This is a genomic window from Flagellimonas olearia (assembly GCF_009184425.1).
Taxonomy (GTDB): Bacteria; Bacteroidota; Bacteroidia; order Flavobacteriales; family Flavobacteriaceae; genus Flagellimonas; species Flagellimonas olearia.
The window spans coordinates 847751-869936 of sequence record NZ_WELG01000002.1; the positions used below are offsets into that span (position 1 = coordinate 847751).

General features: G+C 44.5%; 20 protein-coding genes. 13 read left to right on the plus strand and 7 right to left on the minus strand.

Features of this window, described 5'->3' with window-relative positions; translation table 11 throughout:
• The first annotated feature begins 90 nt into the window (after positions 1–90).
• Positions 91–669, plus strand: a complete 579-nt coding sequence (locus F8C76_RS13220; protein WP_152132196.1) for a DUF3109 family protein — start codon at positions 91–93, stop codon at positions 667–669.
• On the opposite strand, the gene F8C76_RS13225 is transcribed toward F8C76_RS13220, so the two are convergent.
• Both F8C76_RS13225 and F8C76_RS13230 read right to left on the minus strand, forming a co-directional pair.
• Complete coding sequence (locus tag F8C76_RS13225; protein WP_249042414.1) at positions 659–2560, minus strand: tetratricopeptide repeat protein; 1902 nt, start codon at positions 2558–2560, stop codon at positions 659–661. The two genes, F8C76_RS13220 and F8C76_RS13225, sit on opposite strands and share 11 nt — an antisense overlap.
• An 81-nt stretch (positions 2561–2641) precedes the next feature.
• A complete protein-coding gene (locus F8C76_RS13230; RefSeq protein ID WP_129654970.1) occupies positions 2642–3376 on the minus strand; it encodes a LytR/AlgR family response regulator transcription factor in 735 nt (244 codons plus the stop codon).
• Between the two features lie 901 nt (positions 3377–4277).
• Between F8C76_RS13230 and F8C76_RS13235 the strand changes: the two genes are divergently transcribed.
• Positions 4278–5264 (plus strand): ribonucleotide-diphosphate reductase subunit beta, encoded by a 987-nt coding sequence (locus F8C76_RS13235; RefSeq protein ID WP_129654972.1) that lies wholly within the window; start codon positions 4278–4280, stop codon positions 5262–5264.
• Between the two features lie 132 nt (positions 5265–5396).
• Positions 5397–7868 carry a ribonucleoside-diphosphate reductase subunit alpha gene (locus F8C76_RS13240; RefSeq protein ID WP_152132198.1) on the plus strand — a complete coding sequence of 824 codons (2472 nt, stop codon included), beginning with the start codon at positions 5397–5399 and terminating at the stop codon, positions 7866–7868.
• Positions 7869–8041: 173 nt separating this feature from the next.
• Here F8C76_RS13240 and F8C76_RS13245 read toward each other — a convergent pair whose 3' ends face one another.
• Both F8C76_RS13245 and F8C76_RS13250 read right to left on the minus strand, forming a co-directional pair.
• Positions 8042–8695: a gluconate 2-dehydrogenase subunit 3 family protein gene (locus tag F8C76_RS13245; RefSeq protein ID WP_152132199.1), complete on the minus strand. Its 654-nt coding sequence runs from the start codon at positions 8693–8695 to the stop codon at positions 8042–8044.
• The gene (locus F8C76_RS13250; protein WP_152132200.1) at positions 8695–10413 is read right to left on the minus strand and encodes a GMC oxidoreductase; all 1719 of its coding nucleotides are present in this window, start codon (positions 10411–10413) and stop codon (positions 8695–8697) included. The genes F8C76_RS13245 and F8C76_RS13250 overlap by 1 nt, the downstream gene beginning before the upstream one ends.
• Before the next feature lie 137 nt (positions 10414–10550).
• On the opposite strand from F8C76_RS13250, the gene F8C76_RS13255 reads away from it, so the two are divergent.
• From F8C76_RS13255 to F8C76_RS13270, 4 genes are read left to right on the plus strand one after another with little or no spacing between them, the layout of a single operon-like run.
• Entirely contained in the window at positions 10551–11549 is a 999-nt protein-coding gene (locus F8C76_RS13255; RefSeq protein WP_152132201.1) for a sugar phosphate isomerase/epimerase family protein, read from the plus strand.
• 24 nt (positions 11550–11573) lie between these two features.
• Positions 11574–12017: a DinB family protein gene (locus F8C76_RS13260; protein ID WP_152132202.1), complete on the plus strand. Its 444-nt coding sequence runs from the start codon at positions 11574–11576 to the stop codon at positions 12015–12017.
• 16 nt (positions 12018–12033) lie between these two features.
• Positions 12034–13263 carry a nucleoside permease gene (locus tag F8C76_RS13265; RefSeq protein ID WP_129654984.1) on the plus strand — a complete coding sequence of 410 codons (1230 nt, stop codon included), beginning with the start codon at positions 12034–12036 and terminating at the stop codon, positions 13261–13263.
• 12 nt (positions 13264–13275) lie between these two features.
• On the plus strand, positions 13276–14415 hold the full coding sequence (locus F8C76_RS13270; RefSeq protein ID WP_152132203.1) for a Gfo/Idh/MocA family protein: 1140 nt from the start codon (positions 13276–13278) through the stop codon (positions 14413–14415).
• Between the two features lie 45 nt (positions 14416–14460).
• Here F8C76_RS13270 and F8C76_RS13275 read toward each other — a convergent pair whose 3' ends face one another.
• Positions 14461–14925 carry an ASCH domain-containing protein gene (locus F8C76_RS13275; RefSeq protein ID WP_152132204.1) on the minus strand — a complete coding sequence of 155 codons (465 nt, stop codon included), beginning with the start codon at positions 14923–14925 and terminating at the stop codon, positions 14461–14463.
• A gap of 9 nt (positions 14926–14934) precedes the next feature.
• Entirely contained in the window at positions 14935–16641 is a 1707-nt protein-coding gene (locus tag F8C76_RS13280) for a GMC oxidoreductase (RefSeq protein ID WP_152132205.1), read from the minus strand.
• A 139-nt stretch (positions 16642–16780) separates the two neighbouring features.
• Between F8C76_RS13280 and F8C76_RS13285 the strand changes: the two genes are divergently transcribed.
• From F8C76_RS13285 to nadD, 6 genes are all read left to right on the plus strand, one after another.
• Positions 16781–17833 carry a sugar phosphate isomerase/epimerase family protein gene (locus tag F8C76_RS13285; RefSeq protein ID WP_152132206.1) on the plus strand — a complete coding sequence of 351 codons (1053 nt, stop codon included), beginning with the start codon at positions 16781–16783 and terminating at the stop codon, positions 17831–17833.
• Positions 17830–18573 (plus strand): 3-keto-disaccharide hydrolase, encoded by a 744-nt coding sequence (locus F8C76_RS13290; protein ID WP_152132207.1) that lies wholly within the window; start codon positions 17830–17832, stop codon positions 18571–18573. The genes F8C76_RS13285 and F8C76_RS13290 overlap by 4 nt, the downstream gene beginning before the upstream one ends.
• Before the next feature lie 4 nt (positions 18574–18577).
• Positions 18578–19330 carry a 3-keto-disaccharide hydrolase gene (locus F8C76_RS13295; protein WP_369126712.1) on the plus strand — a complete coding sequence of 251 codons (753 nt, stop codon included), beginning with the start codon at positions 18578–18580 and terminating at the stop codon, positions 19328–19330.
• An 81-nt stretch (positions 19331–19411) separates the two neighbouring features.
• Positions 19412–20269 carry a YicC/YloC family endoribonuclease gene (locus F8C76_RS13300; protein ID WP_152132209.1) on the plus strand — a complete coding sequence of 286 codons (858 nt, stop codon included), beginning with the start codon at positions 19412–19414 and terminating at the stop codon, positions 20267–20269.
• Positions 20266–20865 (plus strand): guanylate kinase, encoded by a 600-nt coding sequence (gene gmk, locus F8C76_RS13305; protein ID WP_152132210.1) that lies wholly within the window; start codon positions 20266–20268, stop codon positions 20863–20865. Before F8C76_RS13300 ends, gmk begins: the two co-directional genes overlap by 4 nt.
• A gap of 3 nt (positions 20866–20868) precedes the next feature.
• Positions 20869–21453, plus strand: a complete 585-nt coding sequence (nadD, locus tag F8C76_RS13310) for a nicotinate (nicotinamide) nucleotide adenylyltransferase (RefSeq protein ID WP_152132211.1) — start codon at positions 20869–20871, stop codon at positions 21451–21453.
• A 12-nt stretch (positions 21454–21465) separates the two neighbouring features.
• Here the strand turns inward: nadD and F8C76_RS13315 are convergent, their stop codons facing one another.
• Complete coding sequence (locus tag F8C76_RS13315; protein WP_170284029.1) at positions 21466–22185, minus strand: DUF6503 family protein; 720 nt, start codon at positions 22183–22185, stop codon at positions 21466–21468.
• Between the last annotated feature and the right edge of the window lies 1 nt (position 22186).

Here is a 22186-nt window from a genome sequence, read left to right on the forward strand (position 1 = left end):
TGTAAAAAAGACTTTTGGATGATATAAAAATGTTTGGAAAAGGTCAAATTTTGGGTTTTGGACTACCTTTGTCCCAAAACAGGCATAATTATGTTCCAAATAGGGAAAACCATAGTGTCCGAGGAGATTTTGGAGAACGATTTTGTGTGCAACCTGAATGCGTGTAAGGGCGCTTGCTGTGTAGGAGGGGAATATGGTGCCCCGGTAGAGGATTCGGAAACCGATATCTTGGTCAATATCTATCAAGACGTAAAGCCCTACTTGCGCCCAGAGGGAGTTAAAGCCATTGAGGAACAGGGTGTTTTTGTGAAAGGAGAGGATGGCGAATGGGAAACCCCTTTGGTAAACAACAGCGAATGCGCGTACGTTATTTTTTCGGAGGATGGCATCACCAAATGTGGAATAGAAGCAGCCTATGAGGACGGCGCCACAAAATGGAAAAAGCCTGTTTCATGTCATCTTTATCCGGTACGTACCCGGGAATATTCAGAATTTACTGCCGTGAACTATCACAAATGGGAAATCTGCGACCCGGCCTGCAGCCTTGGGAAGGAGTTGAAAGTGCCCATCTATAAATTTGTCAAGGAAGCTTTGATCCGCAAATTTGGCAAGGCGTGGTACAGTGAACTGGAAGAGGTGGCGTCCGGGAACCAGGCCTCTAAATCGTAGGAATATCCAAAATGACTTTGGTGCCTATTGGATTTCCCCCTTCATCAAAAAGGTCCACAATATCCACATCAAATTTATTCTGATAATCTTTTGAGAAGTTGGCCAAACGTTCCTTGGTTATGCGGATACCCACGGATTTTCTTTTGAGCACCCTGTTTTCTTTGTTGACCTCTGCAGCGCCCCTGCCCACACCGTTGTCCATAATTTCTATGGAAACGTGGCTTTGGTTCTTTCGTTTGACGTTCACATGGATTTTCTTTTCCCCTTCTTTTGGCGAAAGCCCATGCCATAAAGAGTTTTCCAAAAAAGGCTGCAATGCCAGGGAAGGCATTTTAATATTGGTGGGGCATACACTTTCGTCCACGGTGATTTTAAAGTCTATTTCGTTGGAAAAGCGAATGTTTTCAATGTTCATGTATAATTCCACGGTTTCCAGTTCCTCCGCTAAGGTAATTTCCTTTTGGGAAGAAGCCTCCAATATCTTTCGGACCAATTTGGAAAATTTGTTGAGGTAGTGAACGGCATTTTTTTGCTCGTTGTTGATGATGTAAAGCTTGATGGAGTTCAGTGAATTGAACAAAAAATGGGGGTTCATCTGACTGCGAAGCATGGTCTGTTCCAAGGAAAGCACACGCTTCTCGTTCTTGCTCTGGTATTGCCGATATAGAATATAAAGGATGGATGATATGAGCCCCACAATAAGGGCGCTGACCAATAGGGTGGTCTGGTTTTTTCGAAGTCTAAGGCGTACGATCTCATTCTCTTTGGCCAACACGGAGATTTGGTTGTTCTTCTTGTCTGCCTCATAACGGACAATGACATCGTTCATGTACCTGAGGTTGGTGGCATTGGAGATCTGGTCGCTATATTCATCAACCTTTTTAAAGTACTCATACGCCTTTTGATAGTTTCCCCTTGCTTCCTCAAGTTCCGAAAGCTTTTGATACCCATTGAGCATGTTGCTGGGCATATTGTGGCTTTTCGCCATTTCCAGGCCCTCTTGGATAAATGTATTGGCCTTGTCGTACTGTGCCAATTTGGTGTAGGCCCATCCCGTATTGATAAAAACAGAGGAGGTAATGGAAAAATCGCCTATTTTTTTGGATTCCTTGTGCAGCGGCTCCAAGAGTACAATGGCCGCATAAGGCATATTTTGTTTCAGATAAATTTGGGCCAAACTGTTTTTACAGATGACCCTGCCATAGGCAGAGTTGATTTCCTCATTATAAGCCAAGGATTTCCGATAATTTTCCAAGGCTGCTTCCAAGTCACCCTTTTGCTCCAAACAGTCTCCGATGTTCTGATGGTTAATGGCCAGGCCGAGCTTGTTTCCGAGTTCCTCTTCCAATTTCAATGCCCTTTTAAACTGTGCAATGGCCAAGTCGTACTGCTCCAAGGTTTGGTAGAGGTTTCCAATGGAGTTCAGGGAAATATTGATGTGCCGTTTAATATGATGGGAAGGGTTTTCCACTTCTTCAGCCAACTCCATTGCTTTTTGGTGGTAATCCAAGGCTGTTTTTATGGCGTCAGTTCGTCTGTATACCACCCCAAGCATGTTCAGGCTTAAGACTTTTAGTTCGGTGTTGTTGGCGCTCTCCGAAAGTTCCAAGGCTTTTTCGTGTAGGTCCGCCGCTTTCTTGTATTGGGAAATGTTCCTGTATTTGGTCCCCAATTGGTTAAGGGCGAATGCCTCTCCTTCCAAATAATTGTTTTCCTTGGAGAAGTTGGCAAAGTAGCGTATCAGGGTGGTATCCCCTTTCTCAGGTTTCAACTCGGTATCCAATGCCACATACGTCTTGGGCATCAATTGTACGATCCTTTCCACCTTTTCCTTAAAAGCTTCAGGAATTTCTTGGGCGTAAAATGTTGCAACAAACAAAAGGTAGGCCAAGGAAAATAGAGTTGCCCTTCGCAGTCGACCTAATTTTTCGATGTGTGTGGACTCTATTTTGGACACAGGGATTGAGGGGGATTACAGCATATCCAAAAAATCGGATTTTTTTTGCCGGGAGACAGGAATCTTGTGGTTGGACTCCAAGACCACATAGCCGTCCGTTTTTAGAAATTCTTTTATCTTGTTCAGGTTGATGATGTAGGAATTGTGTATCCTGAAAAAGCTGTTATCAGGTAAGAGGGCATTTACTTCTTTGAGTTTTTTGGTGAGAAGTATTTTTTGCCCATCGCTCAAAAAAATGGTGCTGTAGTTTCCGTCAGATTCGGCATACAGGATATCGTCACTGTTCAGGAACAGCAATTTACCATCCGTATTGATGGTTATTTTTTTGCTGTGGGATTCTGCATTGAAATTCAGTAGAATCTTTTCCAACCGATTAACGGTCAAATTTTTGGCATTGAATTTCTTGATTTTTGCAATGGTCACTTCCAAATCATCCGTATCAATGGGCTTGAGCAGATAATCTATAGCTTCGTTCTTCAAGGCCTGTAGGGCATACTGGTTATAAGCTGTGGTAATGACAACGGGGAAGTCCTTGTTTTTAAGGCTTTTAATGAACTGAAATCCATCCATGGCCGGCATTTCAATGTCCAAAAAAAGGCAGTCCGGGGTATTGCGTTCCAGATACTCCAAAGCCTCATGGGCATCGGTGAAGGAAGCTACAATATCCACCTCATCGCTCAAGTTGGTCAATTCCCAACTCAAGCTTTGAAGAGCCTTTATTTCGTCGTCAACAATAACAGCTTCTAGCATGCTACGGTAATTAGGTATACCAAATTTATGATTATTCTTTCAACGCGTCCTTAAATTATGTGCTAATGGATGTATTACACGTATAATCGGTAAAAAAAGCCGAATCAAGCGAAAAAGCTGGGCTTTCGGGCTTGTGTATCAATTTTTTAACCAAATGTCCATGGATACCAAAACCAATTATACATAAAAGACAACCGTTTATACATACCCAAGGAGGAGCGGTGGCATTGTTGGCTATCTTGGCTCTGTCAAAAATTGGAGTATCATAAAGTACTGTTATGAGAAAATGTGTTGTATTGTTTGTGATTTTGGTGGCGGCTTTGATTTTTGCGGCAATTTCCGAGAAAAAGGAGTTGAAAATACAATCGCATTGGAATGAGATGGCTGTTGAAAGCAATCATCTATCTAGATAAGAAGTTCATATACATATTGCCAAGACTTGTACGGCCGAAGCAACCATTCTCTTGATTATAGAAACCGCTTGCAAAATAAAATCTTCGGTCTGCCCAGGGGTCAATTTTGGTTTTTAGGTTTCGGGGGAACTACCTAAATATTCCAAAGATCCTATCGGAAAGGCATGGAGAGGCCGTACTGTTTGGTAATATCCCGTTAAGCTCCTGAGTTTAATCATCATAAAAACAAGACCAAAAAGTATATTTTTGATATACTTTTTGGTCTTTTTCTTTTTGGTCGCCCAACATCAAAAACTTATCATTTTTTCCCATTTTGGTCAAACCCAAGAAACATCGTTGGCGACCCTAGATTTCAACAGTTTGTGTTAAAAACTTTGCCCCGGTTTTGCAAAAACCAACTTTACAATCTAACAACAATTTTGAATCTTTGTTAGCCTATTCGCATGGAAATTTCCTTCCAGATTATAAACCTTTAGTAACAAGAAACTATGTCGGCAGCCATTGAACCCATATTGCAAGAAAACAAAGACAGATTTGTGATTTTCCCCATAGAGCATCATGATTTGTGGGAATGGTACAAAAAATGTGAAGCTTGTTTTTGGACTGCCGAGGAGATTGACCTACATCAGGATCTGACGGATTGGAACTCCAAGCTGAATGACGACGAGAAATATTTCATAAAGCATATTTTGGCCTTTTTTGCCGCTTCGGACGGGATTGTGAATGAGAACTTGGCAGAAAACTTTGTGAATGAGGTACAGTACTCCGAAGCCAAATTTTTCTACGGGTTCCAGATTATGATGGAGAACATCCACTCGGAAACCTATTCATTGCTCATAGACACCTATGTGAAGGATGAAAAGGAAAAGAATGTGCTCTTCAAGGCCATCGAGAATTTCCCTGCCATCAAAAAGAAAGCGGATTGGGCCCTAAAATGGATAGAATCCCCAAGTTTTGCGGAGCGCTTGATTGCCTTTGCCGCGGTTGAGGGAATTTTCTTTTCCGGTGCATTCTGTTCCATCTTCTGGTTGAAGAAAAGAGGGTTGATGCCCGGGCTTACTTTTTCCAATGAACTGATTTCAAGGGATGAAGGAATGCATTGTGATTATGCAGTGCATTTGCACAATAACCACTTGGTCAATAAGGTGCCAAAGGAGCGTATCAAGGATATTATCGTAGATGCCCTGAACATAGAAAGGGAATTCATTACCGAGTCATTGCCGGTGAGCCTCATTGGGATGAACGCAAAACTAATGACCCAGTACCTGGAGTTTGTAACCGACAGGTTGTTGGTGGAATTGCAGTGCGAAAAAGTGTACAACGCGACCAATCCATTTGATTTTATGGACATGATCTCCCTTCAGGGCAAGACCAATTTCTTTGAAAAACGAGTGTCCGAGTACCAGAAGGCAGGTGTTTTGAACAAGGAGAAGGATTCTGATTCGCAGAAAATCAGTTTCGACGCGGACTTTTGATCCATTTTTTGTTGACTTTCCATGCCCCCGGAAGTCTTCATGACCTTAACCTAAAAATGTTAAAATTTTAACATCGCGGTATGCAATTGGGCAAACACAACATATCAATTCAAATAAAACACTAGTAGCGCCATGTATGTAGTAAAAAGAGACGGAAGAAAAGAGCCGATCATGTTCGACAAGATAACGGCCAGGGTTAGAAAACTTTGTTATGGGCTCAATGCCCTAGTGGATCCCGTTAAGGTGGCCATGAGGGTCATCGAAGGACTTTATGATGGTGTTACCACCTCAGAGCTCGATAATCTGGCGGCCGAGATTGCGGCCACGATGACCACAACACATCCGGATTATGCAAAATTGGCTGCCCGTATTTCCGTTTCCAACCTGCATAAGAATACCAAAAAGTCTTTCTCCGAGACCATGAAGGACTTGTACGAGTATGTGAATCCAAGAACCGGAAAAAAAGCCCCCTTATTGTCCGATGAGGTGTTCAAGGTAATTTCAGAGAATGCGGAGACTTTGGACTCCACCATTATTTATAACCGGGACTTTGGCTACGATTATTTCGGTTTTAAAACCTTGGAACGCTCCTACCTGCTCAAGTTGAACGGTAAAATTGCCGAACGCCCCCAGCACATGCTCATGAGGGTAGCTGTTGGGATCCACTTGGATGACATGGACGCTGCTGTGGAAACCTATGAGTTGATGTCCAAAAAATATTTCACCCATGCTACGCCGACCCTTTTCAACTCAGGGACGCCAAAGCCGCAGATGTCATCTTGCTTTCTTTTGGCCATGAAGGACGATAGCATCGATGGAATTTACGATACCCTAAAACAAACGGCCAAGATTTCCCAGTCCGCTGGTGGGATTGGGTTGTCTATTCACAACATTAGGGCAACAGGATCTTATATTGCAGGAACCAATGGAACCTCCAACGGAATTGTTCCCATGTTACGGGTTTTCAATGACACGGCCAGATATGTGGACCAAGGTGGTGGAAAAAGAAAAGGAAGTTTTGCGATTTATGTAGAACCATGGCATGCCGATATTTATGATTTTCTGGAACTTAAAAAGAACCACGGGAAAGAAGAAATGCGGGCCAGGGACCTATTCTATGCCATGTGGATACCGGATTTGTTCATGAAAAGGGTAGAGGCGGATGACACATGGACCTTGATGTGTCCCAATGAATGTCCGGGATTGTTCAATACCCATAGTGAGGAATTTGAGGCCCTATACACCAAATACGAAGCTGAAGGAAAGGGAAGAAAGACCATAAAGGCCCGAGACCTTTGGGAAAAAATATTGGAGTCCCAGATAGAGACGGGCACCCCCTATATGCTGTATAAGGATGCAGCCAATAGGAAGAGTAACCAAAAGAATTTGGGGACAATCCGCTCCTCCAATCTCTGTACCGAGATTTTGGAATACACTTCCCCAGATGAGGTGGCCGTTTGTAATTTGGCCTCCATTGCATTGCCCATGTTCGTGAAGAATGGGGAGTTTGATCATAAAGAATTGTTCCGGGTGACCAAAAGGGTGACCAAAAACCTCAACAAGGTCATTGATCGTAATTTCTATCCCGTCAAGGAGGCGGAGAACTCCAATATGCGACACAGACCTATAGGTCTGGGTGTTCAGGGATTGGCCGATGCCTTCATCATGTTGCGATTGCCTTTTACTAGTGATGAGGCCAAAAAATTGAACCAGGAGATTTTCGAGACCCTTTATTTTGCTGCCGTTACCGCTTCCATGGAACAGGCCCAAGAAGAAGGAGCCTATTCTACCTATGAGGGTTCGCCCATGTCCAAAGGGGAGTTTCAACACAATCTTTGGGGCATTAAGGATGAAGAGCTTTCCGGAAGATGGGATTGGGGAAAACTCCGAAAAGAGGTCAAAAAACACGGGATACGAAACTCCTTGTTGGTAGCCCCAATGCCTACCGCATCCACGTCCCAGATTTTGGGCAACAATGAATGCTTTGAGCCCTACACCTCAAACATCTACACCCGAAGGGTATTGTCCGGAGAGTTCATTGTGGTGAACAAGCACCTATTGGAAGATTTGGTACGATTGGGTCTATGGAACGAAAACCTAAAACAGGAATTGATGCGTGCCAACGGTTCCGTTCAGGGTATAGATGCCATTCCAGAAGATATCAAAGAGCTTTACAAGACCGTCTGGGAACTCAGTATGAAGGATATCATCGACATGAGTAGACAAAGGGGCTATTTCATTGACCAGAGCCAATCGTTGAACCTGTTCATGGAGAATGCCAATTATCCCAAGCTCACCTCCATGCACTTTTATGCTTGGAAGAGCGGTCTTAAGACCGGAATGTATTATCTGAGGACCAAAGCGGCAGTGGATGCCATTAAGTTCACTTTGGACAATACCAAGAAAAAAGAAGAGCCTGTGAGTGTTGCGGTCGAAACTACGGAAACTGCCGCGGTGGCAACGGAAGCCATTAAAGTGGAGGCAGTGGCCGTAAACCAACAGGAAGTGGACATACAGCCCCTCACACCAGAAGAAATGAAAGAAATGATCGAGCGCGCCAAGGCAGGTCAAGCAGATGACGATTGCCTAATGTGTGGATCATAAGTCTGTACTGGACTCAAAACAGTACATGTGATAGTGTTTATTGATTAGATGCCTCGGAAAAGTTCACCCCACCATGAACAACTTCCGAGGTATTTTTTTGCCGTAATTAAGAAAAGGGCCAAAAACAAAAAGCCTTCCATATGGAAGGCTTTTATGTGTATAAAGAACAAAACTTACAACGACCAGGCCTTGCCTCCGGTCAGTGTATTTAAATCTCCACAGCCAATATATTCACCAGGGATGGGCAAATAGGCCAAGACTTCTTCACCTACATATTCTGATGATTTATAGGCCCATGTGGCCAAGTTCCTCAAATCATTGGCAAAAGAGAAACTGGCAATATCCTCATTGAGGGTAGCTTCTCCTCCCTGTTCTATGGCATCCATATAACTGCTTATGGCTTCCGAATGGGCTGTTTCTTCCTCATCGGTTCGTTTTTTGAGATAGGTCTGTAAAACAGGCTCTATATCGGTAGCCTCAACATCCATTAGGGATGATTTTCCAGAATCGGCCAAGACCTTATCAAAGAAGTTGCCCATTTTCAATTTAACAAAATCTTGTTGTTCCTCAGGTAATACCTCATTCATGTACGAATCGATAAAAACATGCACATTCATCTCAGTAGCAGAGGGTGTGTCTGTCTTGGGAAGGATTACATCCAAGGTCTGGGCCAGGGCATATCCCTGTTCTTGGTTCAAAAAGGAAGGAGTCCATTCGGCATAGGCCGGTTTGTCCTTGCAGCTTTGAAGCAACCCTAAAAGGGTGGGAGTGGCCACGGCATAGCCAAAGGCCATACCCATATTCTTAAGTGCGGATCTTCTTTCCATTATATATTTCCTTTTTTAAGTTCTTGAGCGGCGTGGTGTACGGCTCTTGCTGTAAATGCCATATAGGTCAATGATGGGTTTACGCAACTGGCGGAGGTCATAAAGGCCCCATCGGTAACATAAACGTTCTTGCAGGCATGCACCTGGTTGTTTCCATTGACTACCGAAGTTTTAGGGTCGCGACCCATACGGGCAGTACCCATTTCGTGGATACCCAGTCCTAAGGCGTACGGACGGTCGTAGGGCTCAATATCACGGGCACCTGCCTTCTCAAGCATTTTAACGGCTTGGTCCGTCATGTCCTTACGCATGTTCAACTCGTTTTCCTTGATTTCAGCATCAAAGGTCACGGTAGGTAGTCCCCACTCATCTTTTTTGTCGTAATCCAAGGTCATTTTATTGTCGTGATACGGAAGGATTTCTCCAAAAGCGGTCATGCCCATGCTCCATCCCCCTGGAGATAGGACAGCATCCTTGTATTCTTTTCCAAAGGAAGCTTCGGCAATCATTTCCTCATAATTTCCACGACCGGCACCACCTTGGTAGCCATAGCCACGGACAAAATCCTTCATATTGGAATCTCCACCAAGATTTCGGAACCTTGGAATATAAATGCCATTGGGCTTTCTACCTTTGTAGTATTTGTCTTCGAAGCCATCAAACTTTCCACTGGCACCAGCCAAGAAATGGTGGTCCATGATGTTGTGGCCCAGTTCTCCTGAATCGTTCCCCAATCCATTTTCAAACCTATCCGATTTGGATTGCATCAAAATGGAAGTGGATGCGATGGCAGAGGCGCAAAGGAAAATTACCTTGGCCTTGAACTCAAACTCTTCCTTGGTTTCCCTATCGATTACTTTTACCCCAGTAGCTTTTTTGGTATTGGGATCGTAAATGATCTCGTGAACAATGGAATCGGGTCTTAGGGTCATGTTTCCGGTTCTCTCGGCGGTAGGTAGGGTAGAGGATACACTACTAAAATAACCTCCAAAAGGACATCCCCTAATACATCTATTCCTAAACTGGCAACGAACCCGGCCATCGCCTTCAAATTTTTTATCACTGTTGATGTGTGCCACTCTTCCAGCGGTAACGGCGCGACCGTTGAAATGCTCGGATACTTTTCCCCTAAATAGATCTTCCACGCAGTTCAGTTCCATCATGGGCTCAAACTGTCCATCGGGTAATTGGGGCAATCCTAGATTTTCACCCGAAACCCCAATGAATTTTTCTACTTTATCATACCATGGTGCAATGTCCTTGTAACGTACCGGCCAATCCACGGCAATGCCTTCATTTTTATTGGCCTCAAAATCAATATCGCTCCAACGGTAGCTATGGCGTCCCCACATAATGGAACGTCCACCAACGTGGTAGCCCCGCATCCAATCAAAGCGCTTTACCTCATTGTAAGGGTGTTTCAAATCGTTCACAAACCAATGCTTGGAGGCAGCACCGGTGGTATATCCTGTTCTGGATTGTTTTTCCTGTTGTTTTATATCTTCCCTTGTGGCCTGTCCGGCATGGGGAAAATCCCAAGGGTCCATATTGGCTGTGGGATAATCATCACGGTGTTTTACCATGGGGCCACGCTCCAAGACCAAAGTCTTGAGTCCATTTTCACAAAGCTCCTTGGCAGCCCAACCACCACTGATGCCCGTTCCCACCACAATGGCATCGTAGGAATCCTGCTCCTCGTTGTAATAAAATTTACTCATTTATTCGGATTGTTTATTTCCTAAATGTATTAATTATTAAATTAATTTTCTACATTTAAACCCTATGTTTATTGAGAATTCGCTACTATAACGTTGTAGTTTTTTGTATTCCATGTGAAATTTTATTATAGAATCTTATGAAGAAACATTTTTTTGCCAAGAATGGTACTTTGGCTGTAGTCATGTTTGTATTACTGGGAATTTTTTCCTGTAAACAGAACCAGAAAAAGGAGGAAGGGGAGAGCCAAGAAGTGGCCCAAGAGGCAATGACAACCACTGATGACCCCGCCTTTAAAATTTCCTTGGCCCAATGGTCCATACACAGAATGATCCGCGAAGAGGGAATGGATCCCTATCGTTTTGCCGAGAAGGCCAAAGAATGGGGTTTTGAAGGATTGGAGTATGTAAGTGCTTTGTACAATGCAGAATTGGAAAAAGAAAACTTCTCCGAAGAAGCCATGAAAAAGTTTGTGGAAAAGAGTAAGGCAGAGAGTGACAAGTATGGATTGCAAAACCTAATCATCATGATCGATGGCCAAGGGGATTTGGCCGCAGCCGATGCGGCTGAACGCAAAGCGGCCGTTGAAAACCATTATAAATGGGTAGATGCCGCAGCTGCTTTGGGTTGCCATTCCATTCGGGTGAACCTGAACGGAACCATGGAACCCGAGGCGTGGACCACTGCGTCTGTAGATGGACTCACACAACTGTCTACCTATGCCAAGGACAAGAACATCAACATCATTGTGGAAAACCACGGAGGACCTTCTTCAAATGCGGCTATGCTCGCGGGGATCATGAAGCAGGTGAACATGGACAATTGTGGCACCTTGCCCGATTTCGGCAATTTCTGCATCAAAAGGGAAGCGGGGGATTATTACGAATCCAAATGTTTGGAGGAGTATGACAAATACCAAGGGGTAAGTGAGTTGATGCCCTACGCGAAAGCGGTAAGTGCAAAATCCTATGATTTTGATGAAGAGGGCAATGAAACCACCATTGACTATGCGAAAATGATGGATATAGTTGAAAAAGCAGGCTATTCCGGCTATGTAGGTGTGGAATATGAAGGCAACGAACTAGGCGAGGAAGCAGGGATTTTGGCCACAAAGGAATTGTTGGACAAACTGCGTTAAGCGTTCACCATAAGGTAAAGAGGTATGAAGGGATTCTTGCAACAGCTCTTCGATTACAATTTCTACTGCAATAAAAAGCTGATAGGGCAGTTCCATTCCATGGATCAAGTTCCTGAAAATTGTATTCGCCTTTTTAGCCATATCCTGAATGCACATCACATCTGGAACCAAAGGATATTGGAAAAACAACCGGACTTTACGGTTTGGCAGGAACAGCCTGTGCAAAACTGGGAAGATATCCATTATGATAACCAAAGGACATCCTTTGAGATTATTACCAATACCGACGACCTTAACAAGAGGGTGGAATATGAAAACAGTGAGGGAAGGACTTATGCCAATGACATCAAAGACATCCTTTTCCACGTTGTGAACCACTCCACCCACCATAGAGGCCAGATTATGATGGATTTACGCGCATCAGGAATAGCACCTGAACCTCTGGACTATATTTTTTACAAACGATAAACTAAACCGACTAAATATGAGTTTTAAAACCAAATTCCAACTGTCCTTTATGATGTTCCTCGAATTTTTTATTTGGGGCGGATGGTTTGTGACCCTAGGAACATTTCTGGGGAACAATTTAAATGCAACTGGGGGAGAGATTGCCCAAGCCTTTTCAACACAATCGTGGGGAGCCATCATTGCTCCTTTCATTATTGGTTTGATTGCCGATAGATACTTTAATGCCGAACGAATCTTGGGAGTGCTTCATTTGGTTGGGGCTTTCCTTATGTACCAAATGTACCAAGCCGATGAGTTCGCGTTATTTTACCCGTACATTTTGGGGTATATGATTCTATATATGCCCACATTGGCTTTGGTGAACTCTATTTCATTCAGTCAAATGAAGGATCCTGCCAAGGAATTTTCGCCAATCCGTGTTTTTGGAACCATCGGCTGGATCGTTGCCGGGTTGGTGATCAGTTATATTTTTATTTGGGATTCCCCCGAAAGCATTCAAGCTGGAATGTTGAAGAACACCTTTTTAATGGTGGGAATTGCTTCGGCCGTTTTGGGGCTTTTTAGTTTTACCTTGCCCAAGACCCCTCCTAGCGTTAACAAGGACGAAAAAGTATCCGTTGCCGATATGCTTGGGTTGGATGCCTTGAAACTTTTGAAGGACAGAAACTTTCTGGTTTTCTTTATCTCTTCAATCTTGATTTGTATTCCGTTGGCCTTCTATTATCAAAATGCCAATCCGTTTCTATCTGAGATTGGAATGGAGAACCCAACCGGAAAGATGACCATAGGGCAAGCCTCTGAAGTTTTGTTTATGCTCCTTTTACCGTATTTCTTCACCAAATTCGGATTCAAGAAAACCATAATCGCAGGGATGTTGGCTTGGACCGCTAGATATTTGCTTTTTGCTTATGGAGATGCGGGAAGCTTGACATTTATGCTCCTCTTGGGGATAGCACTGCACGGCATATGTTATGATTTCTTCTTTGTTTCGGGACAGATCTATACCGACAGCAAAGCTGGTGAAAAATACAAGAGTGCTGCCCAAGGGTTGATTACCTTGGCCACTTACGGGGTGGGGATGCTCATCGGATTCTGGATTGCTGGTCAGATTACGGACAACTATCTTATTTCAGAAAACAGCCATGATTGGGCAAGTATCTGGCGCTTTCCTGCTATTTTTGCCTTTGCGGTGGCAATTATCTTTGCCCTGCTGTTCAAAAATGAAAAAATAGAGTACAAAGAGTAAATTAATCGAAACATGCCAAAAAAAATCAGATTAGGAATACTTGGAGGAGGCGGTGATTCCCTTATTGGGGTATTGCACAGAGTGGCTTCTTTCGTCAATGATAACTATGAAATTGTGGGGGCCGTCTTCAACCCCAATCTTGAGGACAGTTTGAATTTTGCAAAACAAATAGATATTCCCACCAACCGTATCTATAAGGATTTTGATACGTTGATTGAGGAGGAGTTGAAGCTTCCTGAGGAGGAACGTATTCAGGTGTGTTCCATCCTTACGCCCAACTTCCTGCATTTTCCCATGGCCAAAAAGTTGTTGGAAAACGGCTTTCACGTCATCTGTGAAAAGCCCATGACCACCACCTATGAGGAAGCCAAGATCTTACAGGAAACCTTGGCCAAGGCCGGGACGGTGTTTGCGGTTACCCATACCTATACCGGGTATCCCATGGTGCGCCAAATGCGCGAGATGATCAAGGAAGGTGTTTTGGGGAAAATCCACAAAGTGGATGCACAATACTACCAAGGTTGGATCAACCCTATCATACACGACAAGGAAAAACGGTCGACCGTATGGCGCTTGGACCCTAAAAAAGCGGGCATCAGTTCTTGTATGGGAGATATTGGCGTCCATGCCTTTAACATGATCGAGTACACTACTGGACTTCAAGTGAAATCCTTGTTATGTGATTTCAACTACCTGTACGCAGACAACCAAATGGATGTAGACGGAACGGTGTTGTTGCGCATGGGAGAACATGTAAAAGGGCTTGTTCGGGCAAGTCAGGTCGCTACTGGAGAGGAAAACAACCTTACCATAGCCATTTACGGGGAAAAAGGAGGTTTGCGATGGGAGCAGGAAAATCCTAATTACCTGTATAAGCTGAACGACCCAGAACCGCTACAGGTTCTAAAACCAGGGCATGCCTATAATTCAGAATTGTCCTTGGACGGTACCAAATTGCCTCCGGGTCACCCAGAAGGGATTTTTGATGCCATGGCCAATATCTATTTGGGTGTGGCGAGGGCCATACGAGGTGAAAAATATAATAGCGGGGAGTTCCCAACCATGACCGATGGGGTCCGTGGCCTCAACTTTATAGAAAACACGGTAGCTTCACACAAACAAGGGAATGTTTGGGTGGATATGGTGGATTGAATCCGCTTATAAAATAAAGATATGATGGCTGCCTTTCGGCGGCCATTATTTTTTATAAAGCATCTCAAACTGTTCAAAGACCACGATCATACTGTCTTTAGGCGCGGCACCGAACTGGCCAAGTTCCCGGGAGAAATAACCCCAATGCGTGTTTTTCCATTGGTCCAGACTTTTATCACCCTCACCTTCCAATCTGGCATGCTCATCACGAATACTGAAATAGGGCAACAACTTTACTGAAGTGGTCCGGATGACACATTTGGCATTGCCGTTCCAATCGGTCACTACATAGAAATCACCAATCTTGGGAAGTGGTTCATTGCGTAATTGAAGACCCTTTAGCGCATGGGACATGGCTCTTTTGGTTTCCTTGCAGGCCAAATCGGCACAGACATTGGCATCTTTTTCATTATCATAAAAATGAATTACCCTTGGAGCATCCTCGGAGGCAAACTCCAGATGGGCGTCCAAAAAATCGCCCCACAGATTCCGGGCTGAAGCATTTTCCATAAGCAGGTTTTAAGAAGATTTGTGTTGTTTAAATTGATTGGCGGCATGATTGGCGGCCCTGGCCGTGAACGCCATATAGGTCAATGAGGGGTTTACGCAACTTGCTGAGGTCATAAAGGCACCGTCCGTTACATAGACATTGGGTACGTCATGCAATTGATTGTGCTTGTTCAATACCGAGGTTTTGGGGTCGTGTCCCATTCGTGCGCCTCCCATTTCATGGATGCCCAGACCGGGACCGGTTTCGTTATCGTAGGTGGTGATATTTCTAAACCCGGCTGCCTTGAGCATGGCAGCGGCCTCTTCAAGTATGGCTTCTCGCATTTTGTACTCGTTGTCCTTGAACTCTACATCAAAATCCAATTGGGGCAATCCCCATTGGTCCTTTTTATCGTTGCTCAAGGTAACCCGATTATCATGATGTGGCAACATTTCCCCAAAGCCGGTCATTCCAATTTCCCAACCACCGGGTTTTAGGATGGCCTCTTTCAGTGCCTTGCCATAACCCATTTCCGCGACCATTTCGGACCAGTTGGTCCTATTGGCCCCACCTTGGTATCCAAATCCACGTAGGAAGTCCTTGCGTTGTGTTTTTTCATCCAGATTGACAAACCTTGGGATATAAAAACCATTGGGCCGTCTTCCCTTGTAATATTTGTCCAAATGACCATCTACCTTGGCCGAAGCGCCCAATTGGTAATGGTGGTCCATGATATTGCGTCCCAATTGGTCATGGTTGTTGCCCATTCCATTGGGGAAGGCCTTTGATTTGGATTGCAACAAGATGCCCACGGATGCCATGGAGGATGCACAGAGAAACACAAGGTTTGCTTTAAACTCCATTTTTTCATGGGTTCCGGCATCAATGACCTTTACCCCAGTGGCCTTTTTTTGTTGTTCATCATAGATGACTTCATAGACGATGGAGTTGGGTCTTAATGTCATGTTTCCGGTCCGTTCCGCAGCGGGAAGCGTAGAGGAGTTACTGCTAAAATAGCCTCCAAAGGGACATCCCCTCCAGCATCGATTTCTATATTGACAAGGTCCCCGACCTTCAAATTCCGCAGTTTTTTCTGTAATGTGGGCCACTCTACCAATGGTCAAGAGCCTGCCATCCTCAAAATTGGAAGTCAACGCCTGTTGCAGGTCCTTTTCGGCACAATTCAACTCCATGGGAGGTTGAAATTGCCCATCGGGCAGTTGTTTAAGCCCCAAGGCTTGACCACTTACCCCAATATAGGATTCCACCTTATCATACCAAGGTGCAATGTCCTTGTAACGTACGGGCCAATCCACAGCAATGTCTTCTTTTTTGTTGGCTTCAAAATCGATATCGCTCCAACGATAACTTTGTCGGCCCCAAATCAAGGAACGGCCACCTACCTGATAGCCCCGTATCCAATCAAAACGTTTGGTTTCTTGGTAGGGATGTTCCAGGTCGTTCACAAAAAAGTGTTTCACATCGTCCCTGGGAGCCCATCCTACCCGTAGTTGTTTGTGGTATTTTTCCTTGTCAGCACGGTTTAGTTCGCCTTTATAGGGGTAGTCCCAAGGGTCATCGTTCATGGTTTTGTAATCTTCCACATGCTTTACCATGGGGCCACGTTCCAGTACTAAGGTTTTTAGTCCATTTTCACAGAGTTCCTTGGCGGCCCAACCGCCACTGACTCCCGTGCCTACCACTATGGCATCATAAACTTTGGCATCATTCACCATTCTACTGTTTTAATTGTTGGCTAATCCCTATATTTAGGTCTTTATTCATGGGAAGTGGGAATACCATGATATTTTTCTTAAATATAGAGGATAAATCCTAAAAATGAATGGATTTATAAATTCCAAAAACTCAACTTAAATGAAAACAATTAAAGGACCGGCTGTTTTTTTAGCACAATTTGTGGACAGTCAGCCACCGTTCAATTCTTTGGATGGGCTTTGCGAATGGGCCTCGGGTCTAGGGTATAAAGGAATTCAGATTCCTACATGGGAATCTTTTCTAATTGATTTGGACAAGGCGGCCGAAAGTCAGGACTATTGCGATGAGCTCAAGGGAAAGATAAACTCATATGGATTGGAAATCACCGAATTGTCCACTCATTTACAGGGACAATTGGTGGCGGTGCACCCTGCGTACGATATCATGTTCGATAATTTTGCGCCGGATGCCCTAAAGGGCAAGCCCAAGGAACGGACCCAATGGGCCATGGAGACCGTGAAAAAGGCAGCGACGGCCAGTCGAAGATTGGGGTTGAACGCCCACGCCACCTTTTCTGGGGCATTGCTCTGGCATACAGCGCACCCTTGGCCCCAAAGACCGGCCGGTTTGGTGGAAATGGGTTTTGAGGAACTGGCCAAGCGTTGGATGCCCATATTGAACCATTTTGATGAGGAAGGTGTGGATGTATGCTATGAGATCCACCCTGGGGAGGATTTGCACGATGGGGATACCTTTGAGCGATTTTTGGAAGCCACGGGCAACCACAAAAGGGTCAATATTCTTTACGACCCAAGCCATTTTGTATTGCAGCAACTGGATTATATTGCTTACATAGACCATTACCACGAGTTTATAAAATCGTTTCACGTAAAGGATTCCGAGTTTAACCCAACAGGAAAGAAAGGGGCCTTTGGAGGCTACAATGATTGGGGGGATAGAGCCGGGAGATATCGTTCTTTGGGTGATGGCCAAATCGATTTTAAGACCATATTCTCCAAATTGACCCAATACGGTTGCGATGTTTGGGCGGTGATGGAATGGGAATGTTGCATCAAAAGCCCTGAGCAAGGTGCACGCGAAGGTGCCAAGTTCATTCAAGATCATATTATTGAAGCTACCACCAAGACCTTTGATGATTTTGCAGGTTCGGCAGTAGATTCGGAAAAACTTAAAAGAATACTAGGAATATGAAAAAACCAATCATTTTGATGGCACTTGCAGTAGCCTTTGCCTGCAAGGAAAAGCCCAAGGAGAATGCAACCGAAGAAGTTGCACAAGAGGTAACGCAAACACAGGAAGAAGCCACATGGACCGTTTTGTTCGATGGCTCTTCATTTGACGGATGGCACGTGTATAATGGAGGTGAGGTAGGTGAGCCATGGAAACTGGAGGATGGTGCCATGGTATACTATCCACCCAAGGAAAGAAAGAAGGGGGAAGTGTATGATCTCGTTACGGATAAGGATTACACCAATTTTGTATTGTCTTTGGAGTGGAAAATTTCCGAGGGTGGAAACAGCGGAATTTTCTATGGAATATTTGAAGATGAGAAATATGGGGCACCCTATGCAACAGGTCCGGAAATTCAAGTTTTGGATGATGAAGGCCATCCTGATGGCAAGAACGGGACTACGCATCAAGCCGGAGCTTTATACGATATGATTGCTGTATCGGAAAAAACCGTAAAGCCTGTGGGCGAATGGAATCAAGTGGAGTTGACCATCAATCATGAAACCAATCAAGGGCAAGTGGCCCTCAATGGCAAAAAAGTTGTGGAGTTTCCAGTACATGGCCCGGAATGGGATGAGATGGTTGCCAATTCCAAATTTAAAGGATGGGAAGGTTTTGGAGCCTATCAAACGGGAAAGATAGGGTTGCAGGATCACGGAAATGTTGTAGCGTTCAGAAACATCAAAATAAAGGAACTGTAGTATGATGATCAATAAGAATGCCTTTTTGGCCCTATGTGTCTTAACTGGGGCCTTTGCTTTCGGACAAGAGAAAGAACCTACCCAACCTGAAGCTACAGAGATCTATGAACCCGTTCCTCCAAAAGTGGTTCCGGGAACCAACGGTGCGCCACCCAGTGACGCCATTGTTCTTTTTGATGGCTCCAGTTTGAACAGCTGGATCGGCACCACGGACAGTACTGCTGCAAAATGGACGCTGAACAAGGATGGTAGCATGACCGTAAAGGACAAAACGGGCAATATCCAGACCCAACAGAATTTTGGGAGCATCCAACTGCACATAGAATGGAAGTCCCCTGCCCAAGTAAATGGAAAGGGACAAAGCCGTGCCAACAGCGGTATCTTTTTATCGGGTCTATATGAAGTACAGGTACTGGACAACAACGACAATGATACCTACGTGAACGGTCAGGTGGGGTCGGTGTATAAGCAGCATGTACCCTTGGCCATGGCATCGGTGCCAACAGGGGAGTGGAATTCCTACGACATCATCTACCATGCCCCGGAGTTTGAAAAAGGGCAAAAAACCAAATCAGGGACACTCACAGTGATCCAAAATGGGGTGTTGATCCAAGATCATGTAGAGATCAAGGGAACCACACCGTACATTGGGTGGCCCAAAAACCCTCCACATGGAAAGGGACCATTGATGTTGCAGGACCACCAAGACAATAGTAGGGTAAGCTATAGAAACATTTGGGTAAGGGAGCTGGACTAAAGTCACCCTATATCTTCAACAAGCAGTAGTTAAAGGGCCAATACCTATTTTGGTTACCTTTGGCAAAATTTATCGTTTCATATGATTCAATCCATGACCGGCTTTGGAAAGCATGTTGTACAGCTTCCATCAAAAAAAATTACGGTAGAGCTTAAATCGCTCAACAGTAAAAATTTGGATATCAACGCCAGAATTCCGCAAACCTTTAGGGAAAAGGAGCTGGAGCTCAGAAAGATGATAGCCGATGTCCTGATCAGGGGAAAGGTTGATCTAAGCCTTTACGTTGAAATTACCGGCGAAGAAACCACTGCGGAAGTAAACCAAGGGGTGGTGAGGAAGTATATGGAACAGCTGTCGGCGATTGCCCAAGGAGACGATTTAAAGCTCTTGGAACTGGCATTGCGTATGCCGGACACCCTAAAAACGGATAAGAACGACATTGATGTTGAAGAGTACAAAGCTATCAAGGAAGCCCTTGACCAGGCCCTATCCAAGATAATCGAATTTAGAAATGAAGAAGGCAAGGTCTTGGAAAAGGATTTTGTGGAGCGTTTGGCCAACCTGAAAGCCTTGTTGGATAAGGTGAGATCCCTTGACCCTGAACGCTTGGCCAGTGTACGTGAGCGTTTGGAAAGAGCTGTTTCAGATCTAAAAGTGGAAGTGGATGAGAACCGTTTTGAGCAAGAGCTCATCTACTATTTGGAGAAGTATGACATTACGGAGGAAAAAGTACGTTTGGATAACCATTTGAATTATTTTGAAACCACCTTGAACTCCGACGATTCCAATGGCAAGAAACTGGGATTCATTTCCCAAGAAATAGGAAGGGAGATCAATACCATTGGTTCCAAGGCCAATTATGCCCCCATGCAACAAGTGGTGGTGCAGATGAAGGATGAACTGGAGAAAATCAAGGAACAAATGCTGAATGTATTATGACGCAAGGAGGGAAACTCATTATTTTTTCGGCCCCATCGGGAAGTGGGAAAACAACGATTGTAAAGTACTTGTTGGAACAACCCGAACTGAACTTGGCCTTTTCAGTTTCGGCCACCTCCAGACCCCGAAGAGGTAAGGAAAAGCATGGGATAAATTATTACTTCATGTCCATTTCCGAGTTCAAGAGACACATAAAGGAAGATGACTTCTTGGAATGGGAAGAAGTATATCGCGATAATTTTTATGGCACTTTAAAGAGTGAGGTGGAACGTTTGTGGGCCGAAGGCAAGAATGTCATTTTTGATATTGATGTGGTCGGAGGGCTTCGTATCAAAAAGAAATTCCCCGAACAGACCTTGGCCGTTTTTGTGAAGCCACCCAGCGTGGACGAGTTGAAGATTCGACTAAAAAAGCGCAGTACCGAAAGTGAAGACAAGATCAATATGCGGGTGGCCAAGGCCTCGGTTGAATTGGCCACGGCTCCCCAGTTTGACCGGATCATCAAAAACTATGATTTGGATACCGCCCTTAAGGAGGCCCATGAATTGGTGGCGGAATATGTCGGGGCCAAGATTCCCGATGCAAAAGAGGAATAGCTTATGAAGAAGGTAGGGCTCTTCTTTGGAACATTCAACCCCATTCATATAGGTCATTTGGTCATAGCGAACCATCTGGTGGAGTTTTCCGATTTAGATGAGGTTTGGTTTGTGATTACCCCGCAAAGTCCATTCAAGACCAAGCAATCGCTTTTGGATGACCACCATCGATACCAAATGGTATATGAGGCCGTACAGGAATATCCCAAGTTGAAACCCAGCAAGATTGAGTTTGACCTGCCTCAGCCCAATTATACCGTAAATACTTTGGTGCATTTGGATGAAAGATATGGGGAAGACCATCAGTTTGCCCTGATTATGGGGGAGGACAACCTGAAAAGCTTCCATAAATGGAAAAACTATGAAACCATCTTGGAGCAGTATTCCCTATATGTCTACCCAAGGGTTTCCGCAGGGGAGGTGGAGCAGCAGTTCAAGAACCATCCTAAGGTAGTGCGGGTGGCTGCCCCCATCATGGAAATTTCATCCACCTTTATCCGTAGGGAACATAAAAATGGCAAGAATATAAGGCCTTTGCTCCCCAATGCCGTTTGGAAATATATGGATGAGATGAACTTTTACCGTTAGGAGGGTCTAAGGTCAACCTTTGGTAAGAATATCCGTTCCTAGATACTTGTCATCCTTGTTTAAATACCAAGCCCGAGTCTTGGGCATTTGTATCCCGTTGATTTCCTCCAATCTCTCCAAAAGGATGTATTCCCCGTCATTTTTGCTTTCATCATGGTAAAATTGGTACACTTCCATGGCATAGGTCTTCGGGTCAAAATAGAAATACCAGGTATCGCTTCCTACCTTTTCATCATATCGAACCTTTAGCACAAGGTATTCCTTACCCTGAAAGGATTTTACCTCCACTTTTTCGTCCAAGAGCGTCCCAGGGTCTTTTAGCTTCATGGGAAGCCCGTACAGATAAGTGTAGTAATTTTTCATGGTCTTTCCCCGTTCGCAGGATAGTCTCAATTTATCTGCCTCAGCTTCCGAAAACTCCTTACTGCCGTTTAAGGTAATGGAGCAATTGCCCTTGCTCATATCATAGGTATAGGAATTGCCGTCCTGCTCCACATCCAATACAAATTCTTGGTTGACAAAATCGGCTTTTATGGTACTCGTTCTCTTCGGCGCATTGGGAGACTCCATAATGACCTTGAAAGAGGCATCAAAATAGCTCCAGTTGTCATTGGGGTCATGGAAGGCAATGGCCCTTTCCAACACAGTGTTGGCTGTTGGTAATTCTTGGGAATTGCCAATCTGGACGGTTACCCATGTAATTAGGAAGGAGAAAAATGCATGTTTGACCATC